Genomic DNA, 11,490 nt, shown 5'->3' on the forward strand with positions numbered 1-11,490 from the left:
GTGTCTCGCAGAACTCGACGCATGCGGGGTGCGTCGGCGTGCGATGCCCAGGTCGGATGCTGAGTTGTTCGCAGGGGGTCGGCCTCGCATGTGGGTCCATTTGCGGAAGGCCGCGCCCGCTCGGCCCCGAGTTCGATGGGGCCCACGAAGGGTTGAGAGACGTTCCACCGTTCAGAGCGTGCTGCCTCACCGACGTTGTCGCGTTCCATCCTCATTTTTCACAAGCAAGCCCCCTGAACACCTGCGCACTCTCTCCAGCCCGCGTGGTCGGACAAATACCGACAATTCAGGAATAGCGGTCGACCTGGGTGAACAGTTCTTCGAACACGGTGCAACGGATATGTGACATTTCGTCACCGACAATCCCCCCGCTGTGGCCGCTCGCGGCCGAGTAGGACTAGCGTCTAGACGTGGCAATGAGTCTGTTGGGGAAGGCCGGCCACGGTCCGGCCGCATATGAATCCGGGTTCGCCGCATATCGGGCAGGTGTCGATCGCCTGCTCGCGAGCTATCGCGCCATCCCGGCCGACGCCGATGTGCGACTGGCCAAGAAGACTTCCAATCTCTTCCGCGCCCGGGCGAAGAACACGGCACCGGGACTGGACGTCTCGGGTCTCACCCGGGTGATCGAAGTCGACCCGGATACGAAAACGGCCGAGGTCGCGGGGATGACGACCTACGAGGAGCTGGTCGCGGCCACGCTGCCCTACGGCCTGGCGCCGCTGGTGGTGCCGCAGCTCAAGACCATCACCCTCGGCGGGGCGGTGACCGGGCTGGGGATCGAATCGACTTCCTTCCGCAACGGTCTGCCGCACGAATCGGTGCTGGAGATGGAAGTGCTGACCGGAGCCGGCGAGATCGTCACCATCGGCCCGGACGGGGCCGACGCCGAACTCTTCCGCGGTTTCCCGAACTCCTACGGCACGCTCGGCTACACCACCCGTTTGAAGATCGAGCTGGAATCGGTGCTGCCGTATGTGGAGTTGCGCCACCTGCGATTTCACGATCTGCGGGAACTCGAGTCGGTCCTGGAGCGAGTCGTACTGGAACGCAGCCACGACGGTGAGCGGGTCGACTACCTGGACGGGGTCGTGTTCAGCGGCCGGGAGAGCTACCTGACGCTGGGCCGGCAGACCGATGAACCGGGCCCGGTCAGCGACTACACCGGAATGGACATCTACTACCGCTCCATCCAGCACGACGGCCCGGCGCCCAAACGCGACCGGCTGACCATCCACGACTATCTCTGGCGGTGGGACACCGACTGGTTCTGGTGCTCGCGCGCCTTCGGGACACAGAACCCGAAGATCCGCCGGTTCTGGCCGAAACGCTACCGGCGCAGCAGCTTCTACTGGAAGCTGGTCGCGCTGGATCACCGCTACAACATCGGTGACAAGCTCGCCGCGCGCAAAGGCGAGCCGCCGCAGGAGCGCGTCGTGCAGGACATCGAGGTCCCGGTGGAGCGCACCGCGGATTTCGTCGAGTGGTTCCTGCGCGAGATCCCCATCGAGCCCATCTGGTTGTGCCCGCTGCGCCTGCGCGATTCCGGCACCCCGGACAGCGATCGACCGTGGCCGCTCTACCCGCTGCGACCCGGCCGCACCTATGTGAATATCGGCTTCTGGTCGGCGGTCCCGAAATCGCCCGGTCAGATGGATGGCGCGGCGAACCGTGCCATCGAGAAAACCGTCACCGAATTCGACGGACACAAATCCCTGTACTCGGATTCTTTTTACAAGCCCGAGGAATTTGCCGCCCTCTACGGCGGTGAAAGTTACAAAGCATTGAAAAAACGCTACGATCCCGGCCAGCGCCTGCTGGATCTGTACTCGAAGGCGGTGCAACGCAGATGACGACATTCAAGGATAGATCCGATGCTTTCGCGGACCTGGGCACCCGGCTCAGCATCGCCGAAGTTGTCGAGACTTTGGTCGACGGCGATGTTCCCATCAAGCTGACCGCCTACGACGGCAGCACCACCGGCCCGGTGGATTCCGAGTTCGCACTCGATATCCGCAACCCGCGCGGAATCAACTATCTCGCCAACGCGCCGGGTGATCTCGGTCTGGCCCGCGCCTACATCTCCGGCGATATGGATGCCGCCGGGGTACACCCCGGCGATCCGTACGCCATCCTCGCCGCCATGACGGACCTGAAGTTCAAACGTCCGTCGGCATTGTCGCTGGTGGCGATCGCGCGATCGCTGGGCTGGGAGCGGCTGCGCCCGGTTCCACCGCCGCCGCAGGAGACGCTGCCGCGCTGGCGCCGGATCGCCCTGGAGGGGCTGCGGCATTCCAAGGCCCGCGACGCCGAGGTCATCCACCACCACTACGACGTCTCGAACACGTTCTACGAGTACGTACTCGGCCCGTCGATGACCTACACCTGTGCGTGCTACGGCGAGCGCGACTGGACGCTGGAGCAGGCCCAGGAGAACAAGTACCGGCTGGTCTTCGAGAAACTGCGGTTGAAGGAGGGCGATCGCCTTCTCGATATCGGCTGCGGATGGGGCGGCATGGTCCGGTACGCCGCCACCCGCGGAGTCCGGGTCATCGGTGCCACGCTCTCGGCCGAGCAGGCCGCCTGGGCGCAGCGCAAGATCGCCGAGGACGGTCTCGGCGAGCTGGCCGAGGTCCGCCACTGCGATTACCGCGACATCACCGAAACCGAGTTCGACGCGGTGTCCTCGATCGGGCTGACCGAGCACATCGGGGTCCAGAACTACCCGTACTATTTCGGGTTCATCCAGAGCAAGCTGCGTGAGGGTGGTTTGTTCCTCAACCACTGCATCACCCGGCCGGACAACACCCGCACCACCAAGGCCGGCGATTTCATCGACCGGTACGTGTTCCCCGACGGGGAACTCATCGGTTCCGGCCGCATCATCAGCGATATCCAGAACGTCGGCCTGGAAGTACTGCACGAGGAGAATCTGCGCGAGCACTACGCGCTGACTCTCACCGAATGGTGCAAGAACCTGGTCGCCAACTGGGATGCCTGCGTGGCCGAAGCCGGCGAGGGCACCGCCAAGGTGTGGGGCCTGTACATGGCGGGCAGCCGGCTCGGTTTCGAACGCAATGTGGTGCAGCTGCACCAGGTACTGGGCGTGAAACTCGGACCCTCCGGGCGCCCCGAGGTGCCACTGCGGCCTTGGTGGCAGCCGTAACCGGCCGCTCAGCTGAGCAGTTCATCGAGAAAACGGATCGGGACACGGATCTCACCGAGGGTGCGGACCGTGTCCGTCCCGTCCGGCGTGGTGACCGGCAGGTCGTCGCGCACCACGCGCAGGATCTCGCGTACTGCCGGGCCGGCATCCAGTAGCGGCCGGGTCCAGCCCAGTTCGGCGCAGGTGGAGACGGCCGGTGCCAGCAGGGCGGCCGATTCGCCGACCCAGCCCGCGGTGGCCAGGCATTCGGCGAGCAGCAGCGACATATCGAGCTGGGCCCGGGGACGCTGCTGTTCGCCGGTGCGCCCGTAGAGGGCACGGGCATGGCGCGCCGCGCGCTCGTGCTCCTGCCGGTCTCCGGATTCGAGCAGGGCACGGATGACGGTGACCTCGCCGGCTTCGAGGTTCAGCACGGTCGGCGCTGTGTCGGCGCCGGAGCCGCGATCGCGCCCGGTGAAATTCGGCAGGCCGCGCGCGGTGCTGTCCGCGGCTTCCGGCCGATCGCCCGGGCCCGGCTGCACTACGCCCAGCCGGATCTGCTCGGCCCGGATATGGGCCGCCAGCCGGGACAGTTGGTGATCTGCGGCGATCCGCGACCCCTCGGCCAGGCGCACCGCCGCCGCCGTGACATCGCCCCGCAGCGCCTTCACCCGGGCCCCGGTCACAATGGTGGCGATCAGTGGTTCGATCGGGCCGATCCGCGCGACCAGCTGGTAGCTCTCGTCGAACAATTCCTCGGCCGCGCTCAGGTCACCGCGCCGGTATTCCAGTTCACCGAGCAGCCCGGCGACCGCCCGCACGCCGTGTGAGCGTGGCCCGGACCGGTTCTGTGCCGTCTTATAGGCCTGCTGGTAGGCGCTCAGCGAGGCCGGGATATCCAGTTGTTCGTAGGCGATGAGTCCGCGCCCACTCCAGGCGAAGATCTCACCGAGCGGTTCGCGGGACCGCTCCTGGTACGGCCGCGCCCATTCCAGCACGGCCATCGCCGCCGGGAAGTCGAATTCGCAGAACCGCACGTAGGCATTGATATTCGCCGCGGTCGCCACCGTCCACGCCGGCAGATCGTCGGGATGCTTCAGTGATTCGGCGACCTGCTCGAGCACACCGGCGGTGCGGTCGTGGGAGATCTCGTCGGAGGCCGCGAGCACCGCGGCCTGACAACGCTGGGTGCGTACCTCGGTGTCGTCCTCCGGACCCCGGGACAGCACATTGGACAGCCGGTTGAGGGCCGAGCGCGCCGCGGTGGACTGCTGCAGGTTCACATTCGCGCGGGCCACCGCCATCAGCAGTTTCGACCGCGAAGCCACCTGCTGCACGGGAAGTTTGGAGACCGACCCGAGCAGCGTGGCCACCCGCGACCCGTCGATCAGATCCATACCGCCGCTCTCCAGCAGGTCGAGCGCGGTTTTGAAATCGGTACCGGCCAGCGAATGATCCACCGCCCTGCGCAGCAGCTGGTGTTCGGCGAACCAGCGCGCGGCCCGCCGGTGCAGCGTCTTGACCCGGCCCGGCCGGGTCCGTTCCAGTCGCGCCCGCAGATATTCGGCGAACAGCGGCTGCATCCGGTACCACTCGGCGTCCTCGTCGGTGTGGCGCACGAACAGTTCCCGCCGCTCGGCCTGCTCGAGCAGCCGCGGAGCCTCGTCGTTGTCGGTGACAGCCCCGGCCAGGGAACTGTTCGCGAGCTCGATCACCGAGAAATCGGACAGGAAGTCCAGCATCTCCGGTTCCAGAGTGTCCAGCACGTTCTCGGCGAGGTACTCGCGGATACCGTGCCCGCCTTCGGACATACGGTTCAGCAGATCCCCAGGGTTCGGATCGTCGCGCAGAGCGAGGCCGATCAGTTGGATCGCGGCGGGCCAGCCGTCGGTGGCAGCGTACACACGGTCGAGCTGGCCGGCATCGAGTGCGAACCCGTTGCGCCGCACCAGGATCTCGCCGATCTCGGCGCGGGTCAGCCGCAGTTGCTCGGAATCGATCTGCACCAGCTCGTCGTTCATCCGCATCCGGCCCATCGGCAGGTCGGAGGGGTCACGGCTGGTCACCACGAACCGCAGATGATGGCAGCCACTGTCCAGCAGGGCGGGCAGCACTCCCAAGGCGCCGGGGTCTGTGAGCCGGTGCCAGTCGTCGATGATCACGACCACCGGTTTCCCGCTGGTGTGCAATTCGTCGATCAGGCTCGATATCGCGAACGCGACGGTATCGGCGGGACGCTCCTCGAGCATCTGGCACAGCCCGGTCCCGATCTCGGGACGGATCCGGTTGACGGCCTCGATCAGATGGGCCAGGAACCAGACTTCGTTGTCGTCACGGCTGTCGATACCGATCCAGGCGACCGGGAGATCGAGTGCGGCGAGTTCGTCACGCCACTGCGCCGCCAGCACGCTCTTACCGAAACCGGCAGGCGCGTGGATCACGGTGAGCCGGCGGCCCACACCCTCCCGCAGGATGTCCAGTAAGCGCGGCCGGCGCACCGGTTCCCGGGGCGGGGTGGGCGGGTGGAACTTGGTGGCCGGACTCGGCGGCAGCGTGGCAGGCGAGTGTTCCAGCGTATGTCCGGAAGTACCGAGACGACCGGATGTAGTGCTGCGTGGGCCCGCTCCGATCCCGCGCTCGCGCGTTCGGACACCGAACGAGCTCGGCGCGGCGGTGGCGTCCGTTTCCCTGCGGCCCGCGAGTGTCGGCGGCAGCAGCGGCCAGCTGCGCCGCGCGGTCACCGCGGGGGCCCGTTCGTGGGCGGGCGGCGCGGCATCGACCGCCGTGACCTCGGGGTCCAGCAGCGCCATCTCGTCGGGGACCTGGTCGTGTGCGACCTGTACCGCACGCAACATCTCACCGAACTCGTAGGCCGATGCCGGCCGTTCCTCCGGTTCCTGGGCCATGGCCTGTTCGATCACCGCGGCCACATCGGCGGGAATGTCGCGCTCTCGCAGATCCGGCACCGGCTGGGTGGTGATGCGGAGGAATTGCGCGACCACCCGCTCGCCGGCCTGCCTCTCGAACGCGGCATGGCCGGTGAGCAGGGCGAAAAGGGTCGCCCCGAGCCCGTACACATCGGAGCGGACGGTGGGGTCGGCGCCCTTGAGGACTTCGGGGGCGGTGAACGCGGGCGAACCGGTGATCTGGCTGCTGGACGTACGGAAACTCCCGGGCATCCGGGCGATCCCGAAATCGGTGAGCTGCGGCTCTCCATAGGAGCTGAGCAGCACATTGGCCGGCTTCACATCCCGGTGCAGGATCCGAGTGCGATGCGCGCTCTCGATGGCACCGGCCAGTTTCACCCCGACCCGCAGGGTATCGGCCCAGCTCAACGGGCCCGTCTCATGGACGAGCCGTTCCAGCGAGCCGTGCGTGGCGAACGGCATCACGATGAACGGCAGTCCACTGGCGGTCACATCCACCTGCAGGATGTCGACGATATTCGGATGCCCCGACAGCCGGCCCATGGCATGTTCCTCACGCAGGAACCGCTCCCGGCTCTCGGAATCGAGATCGGAGGAGAGCACCTTCACCGCGACCACCCGGTCCAGGGCCCGCTGGACACACCGGTACACGACTCCGAATCCGCCACGACCGATCTCATGGGCTTCGGTGAACCCCAGGGCCGCCAGTTCCTCGGCTATCCGCTCCGTTTCCTGCGGGTCGGCGTCCATGGGGTCGGCGACCCCCATGGTGGGCTCGGGCGACACACTCCGGGCGGCGCCTGGGTCTTCCGCTTCCGTATCGGGTTCGGCGGATTCGGCCTCCGGTGGAACAGCGAGGTTCTCCGGGGCGGCACCGGCCGCCGGACCGGCGGCGTCCGCAGCGACGTAGGCGGTATCCGATTCGCGGCCCGCGGGGCCCGAACGCGTTCGTGGAGTCATCTCACCACCTCGCACTCGTAACGAATCGGCTGCGGTGGCGATTTCCGCCGCGCCCACCGTTCCGGTCCTCACTTCCAACGTAGCGCGCCCGATACCCCGGTGGGTGGTTTCCTCCGGCTCGCGTGTCCTGTTCAGAGGTTCCGGCGCGCCGGGCGCCGGGCCGCCGACCGGCCGCGGCGCCTCCCGGCGACCGGCACCCTCACGGCCCGACCCGCCGTGGTCACCTGGGCGGGAGGGTCGCAATTATCCCCAGGCGTCCACAATATTCCGATGTTCCGCACCGGCGCGGCCGGCTGATCCGGCCCGACATTCCGGATCTGTTCCGATGCGGTAACGCAAGCGCAGCCCGAGCCACCGTGGCCGCCGGCGCAAACCAACACAACCCGCCGCACCTCGCGGTGCGACGGGTTGTGCGAACGGTCAGCGCGACCGGCCGGCCGGGCCGGACGCCCCGGGACCTACTTGCGCAGCGAAGCCGGGACCTCGAAGCGCTTGCCGTACTTCTTCGCCAGCTCGTCGGCCCGGGCCACGAAGGCCTCCTGGCCGCCGGGGTAGCCGACGATGAACTGGTGGACACCACCGGTCCAGGCCGGGAAACCGATGCCGAAGATGGAACCGATATTGGCGTCCGCGGTGGACTCCAGCACACCTTCGTCGAAACACTTCTGGGTTTCGATGGCCTCGGCGAACAGCATGCGGTCGATCAGGTCCTGCAGCGGCACGTCGAAACCGGCGGTGGTCTTGAAGTGCTCGCGCAGCTGCGGCCAGATGTTGAGCCGCTTGCCGTTCTCGTCGTACTCGTAGAAGCCGGCCTTCTCCAGGCGACCCGGGCGCCCCTGCTCCACCATGTAGTCGACTACGTCGATGGCCGGGTGCCGTTCGGTACCCATGGCGGCGTCGCCCGCCTTGGCGGCTGCTTCGGTTTCCCGGGCGATCTTCTGCATGAGCTTCATGTTGAGCTCGTCGGTCAGCTGCAGCGGCGGCGCCGGGTAGCCCGCCTGCGAACCGGCCTGCTCGATGGTCGCGGGCTCGATGCCCTCGCCCAGCATGGCGATCGCCTCGTTGACGAAGGTGCCGATCACGCGGGAGGTGAAGAAGCCGCGGCTGTCGTTGACCACGATCGGGGTCTTCTTGATGGCGAGGGTGTAGTCGAACACCCGGGCCAGGGCCTCGTCGGAGGTCCGCTCACCCTTGATGATCTCCACCAGCGGCATCTTGTCGACCGGCGAGAAGAAGTGGATGCCGATGAAGTCTTCCTGACGCTTCACGCCCTCGGCCAGGCCGGTGATCGGCAGGGTCGAGGTGTTGGAGCCGAGCAGCGCGTCGGGGGTGACGATGTCCTCGATCTCCTGGAAGACCTTGTGCTTGAGCTCGGTGCTCTCGAAGACGGCTTCGATCACGAAGTCGACGCCGGCGAAGTCGGCCACATCGGCGGTCGGCTTGATCCGGTCGAGCAGCGCCTTGGACTTCTCCTCGGTGGTCTTACCGCGGGACAGCGCCTTGGCCTCGATCTTCTCCGAGTAGCCCTTGCCGCGCTCGGCCGCCTCGATGGTGACGTCCTTGAGCACGACCTCGTAGCCGGCCTTGGCCGACACGTAGGCGATACCCGCGCCCATCATGCCCGCGCCGAGCACGCCGACCTTCTTGATCTCCTTCTTCGGCACATCCTTGGGACGCGAACCACCGTTGTTGATGGTCTGCAGGTCGAAGAAGAACGCCTGGATCATGTTCTTGGCGACCGGCCCGGTGAGCAGGTGCACGAAGTAACGCGATTCGATCAGCGACGCGTTGTCGATATCGACCTGCGAGCCCTCGACCGCCGCGGCCATGATGGCGCGCGGAGCCGGCATATTGGCGCCCTTGAGCTGCTTGCGCAGGTTGGCCGGGAAGGCCGGCAGGGTCGCGGCGAAGGACGGGCTGGCGGGGGTGCCGCCGGGGATCTTGAAGCCCTTCTTGTCCCACGGCTGGACGCCGCCCTCGGGGTTGGCCTTGATCCACGCCTTGGCGGCGGGGACCAGTTCCTCGATCGAACCGACCAGCTCGTCGACCAGGCCGATCTCCTTGGCCTTGGCCGGCTTGTTGCGCTGGCCCTGCAGCAGCACGCCCATGAGCGCGTTCTGCAGGCCGAGCATGCGCACGGTACGGATGATGCCGCCACCGGCGGGCAGCAGGCCCAGGGTGGCCTCGGGCAGGCCGATCTGGGAGCCCGGGACATCGGCTGCGATCCGGTGGTGGGTGGCGAGCGCGATCTCGAGGCCACCGCCCAGCGCGGCACCGTTGATGGCGGCCACGACCGGCTTGCCGAGGGTCTCCAGGCTGCGCAGGGCCGACTTGATCTCGGTCAGTTCGGCCATCAGCTCGGGCCCGTTGTCCGGGCCGACCTGCATCATGTTCTTCAGGTCGCCGCCGGCGAAGAAGGTCTTCTTCGCGGAGGTCAGCACGACACCGGTGATGTCGTCCTTCTCGGCCTCGAGCCGCTCGACCGTCGCGGTCATCGACTTCTTGTAGAGGTCGTTCATGGTGTTGGCGCCCTGGTTCGGGTCGTCCATCGTCAGCACGACGATGCCGTCCGAATCCTTCTCCCAACCGATCATGTTGGCTTCGCTCACGGTTTTTCTGTCTCCTCGGGAAGATAAGGGGTCGCGGGCGTCAGACGCGCTCGATGATGGTGGCCACGCCCATGCCGCCGCCGATGCACAGCGTGATCAGGGCGTAGCGGGCGTTGCGCCGCTCCAGCTCGTCGACCATGGTGCCGGTGATCATGGCGCCGGTGGCACCGAGCGGGTGGCCCATGGCGATGGCGCCACCGTTGACGTTGAGCTTCTCGTCCGGGATCTGCAGATCCTTCTGGAACTTCAGCACTACCGAGGCGAAGGCTTCGTTGATCTCGAACAGGTCGATATCGTCGACGGTCAGCCCGGCCTTGGCCAGCACCTTCTGCGACGCCGGAGTGGGGCCGGTGAGCATGATGGTGCTGTCCGCACCGCTGGTGGCGGTGGCGACGATACGGGCCCGCGGGGTCAGGCCCGAGGCCTGACCGGCCTCTTCGGTGCCGACCAGGACGAGCGCGGCACCGTCGACGATGCCGGAGCTGTTGCCACCGTGGTGAACGTGGTTGATCTTCTCCACGAAGTGGTACTTCTGCAGCGCCACCGCGTCGAAGCCGCCCATTTCACCGATACCGGCGAAGGACGGGTTCAGCTTGGCCAGGTCCTCGAGGGTGGTGCCGGGCCGCATGTGCTCGTCGTGGTCCAGGACGGTCAGGCCGTTGATGTCCTTGACCGGAACGATCGACTTGGCGAAGTAGCCGCCGGTGGTCGCCTTGGCGGCCAGATCCTGCGAGCGCACCGCGTAGGCGTCGACGTCTTCACGGGAAAAGCCTTCGATGCTGGCGATGAGGTCGGCGCTGATGCCCTGCGGTACGACGTAGGTGTCGTAGTTGGTGGCCGGGTCGAGCATCCAGGCGCCGCCGTCGGAGCCCATGGGCACGCGGGACATGGACTCGACACCGCCGGCCAGGACCAGATCCTCGAAGCCGGAGCGCACCTTCTGGGCGGCCATGTTCACGGCCTCCAGGCCGGAGGCGCAGAAGCGGTTGATCTGCACACCGCCGACGGTCTGCGGCAGGCCGGCGGTCAGCACGGTGGTGCGGGCGATATCGGAGCCCTGGTCACCGACCGGGGAGACGACACCGAGGATGAGGTCGGAGATCCGGTCCTCGTCGAGGTTCGGGAAGCGGTTGCGCAGCTCCTGCACCAGGCCGGTGGTCAGGTCGATCGGCTTGACCGAGTGCAGCGACCCCTTCTTGTTGCGGCCGCGCGGGGTGCGGATGGCCTCGTAAATGTAGGCCTCTGTGGTCATATCGGAATGTCCCTTCGTAGGAATACGCCCACCCGCGCCAGGCGGAGCGGACGCGAGTTACCTCGCCGACCGGCCGTTCGACCGACCGTCCGTATTCAGTTGAGCAGCGCTTACGGGCTGGTCACCCGCGCGGGCATACGCCGTACAAACCACGGCACGGGTCACCGCGGGGTACCGAGCAGCCCGTACCTCACGGCCCACCATAGAACCTCGTCTCGCCGAAGTCCGCAGCTACCCGCCCATAGTACCGCCGGATGCGAACTCCGGTTAACTTAACGTGGTCGAGCCGGTGCTTGTCAACCGTTCAACGGGGTGGCGCCCAGCTCACTGGCCAGGAGCCGCAGCGCGACCTCGTCCGGGTCGCGCCGATCGCCCGGCGCGACCGGCTGTGCCGACTCCGCCAGCATCTCCTGCTCCTCCTCCGGAGTGGACGCGGGCACGCTGTGCGGTGTGTAACCGTGATCACCCGGATCGTCGGGCAGGTCCGGATAATCCGGGGGCGGGATGTCGTCGTAGGGACTCGCCGCTGCCCCGGCCTTGGCCTGGCTCGGCCGCGAGAACCGCGGCCGGCGCGCCGGATCACCGCCGCCACCCCGC

5 protein-coding genes and 1 pseudogene are annotated in these 11,490 nt (G+C 67.2%); 2 read left to right on the forward strand and 4 right to left on the reverse strand.

Features of this window, described 5'->3' with window-relative positions:
* Positions 1 to 416: 416 nt before the first annotated feature.
* Both NS4_RS10125 and NS4_RS10130 read left to right on the forward strand, forming a co-directional pair.
* Positions 417 to 1,853 (forward strand): FAD-binding oxidoreductase, encoded by a 1,437-nt coding sequence (locus NS4_RS10125; RefSeq protein WP_063059275.1) that lies wholly within the window; start codon positions 417 to 419, stop codon positions 1,851 to 1,853.
* Positions 1,850 to 3,166 (forward strand): class I SAM-dependent methyltransferase, encoded by a 1,317-nt coding sequence (locus NS4_RS10130; RefSeq protein ID WP_063059276.1) that lies wholly within the window; start codon positions 1,850 to 1,852, stop codon positions 3,164 to 3,166. Before NS4_RS10125 ends, NS4_RS10130 begins: the two co-directional genes overlap by 4 nt.
* An 8-nt stretch (positions 3,167 to 3,174) precedes the next feature.
* Here NS4_RS10130 and NS4_RS10135 read toward each other — a convergent pair whose 3' ends face one another.
* The 4 genes and pseudogenes from NS4_RS10135 to NS4_RS32625 all read right to left on the reverse strand — a co-directional run.
* Entirely contained in the window at positions 3,175 to 6,840 is a 3,666-nt protein-coding gene (locus NS4_RS10135) for a serine/threonine-protein kinase (protein ID WP_084487077.1), read from the reverse strand.
* 650 nt (positions 6,841 to 7,490) lie between these two features.
* The gene (locus NS4_RS10140; protein WP_063059277.1) at positions 7,491 to 9,641 is read right to left on the reverse strand and encodes a 3-hydroxyacyl-CoA dehydrogenase NAD-binding domain-containing protein; all 2,151 of its coding nucleotides are present in this window, start codon (positions 9,639 to 9,641) and stop codon (positions 7,491 to 7,493) included.
* A gap of 40 nt (positions 9,642 to 9,681) precedes the next feature.
* Positions 9,682 to 10,893: an acetyl-CoA C-acetyltransferase gene (locus tag NS4_RS10145; protein ID WP_063059278.1), complete on the reverse strand. Its 1,212-nt coding sequence runs from the start codon at positions 10,891 to 10,893 to the stop codon at positions 9,682 to 9,684.
* 296 nt (positions 10,894 to 11,189) lie between these two features.
* Positions 11,190 to 11,490, reverse strand: a pseudogene (locus NS4_RS32625) (DNA polymerase III subunit gamma/tau); the annotation flags it as partial.

Source organism: Nocardia sienata NBRC 100364, from assembly GCF_001613205.1.
GTDB lineage: Bacteria > Actinomycetota > Actinomycetes > Mycobacteriales > Mycobacteriaceae > Nocardia > Nocardia sienata.

Coding starts and splice junctions, on each gene's coding strand:
- NS4_RS10125 (WP_063059275.1), top strand. CDS start 417: ATGAGTCTGTTGGGGAAGGCCGGCCACGGTCCGGCCGCATATGAATCC.
- NS4_RS10130 (WP_063059276.1), top strand. CDS start 1,850: ATGACGACATTCAAGGATAGATCCGATGCTTTCGCGGACCTGGGCACC.
- NS4_RS10135 (WP_084487077.1), bottom strand. CDS start 6,840: ATGGGGGTCGCCGACCCCATGGACGCCGACCCGCAGGAAACGGAGCGG.
- NS4_RS10145 (WP_063059278.1), bottom strand. CDS start 10,893: ATGACCACAGAGGCCTACATTTACGAGGCCATCCGCACCCCGCGCGGC.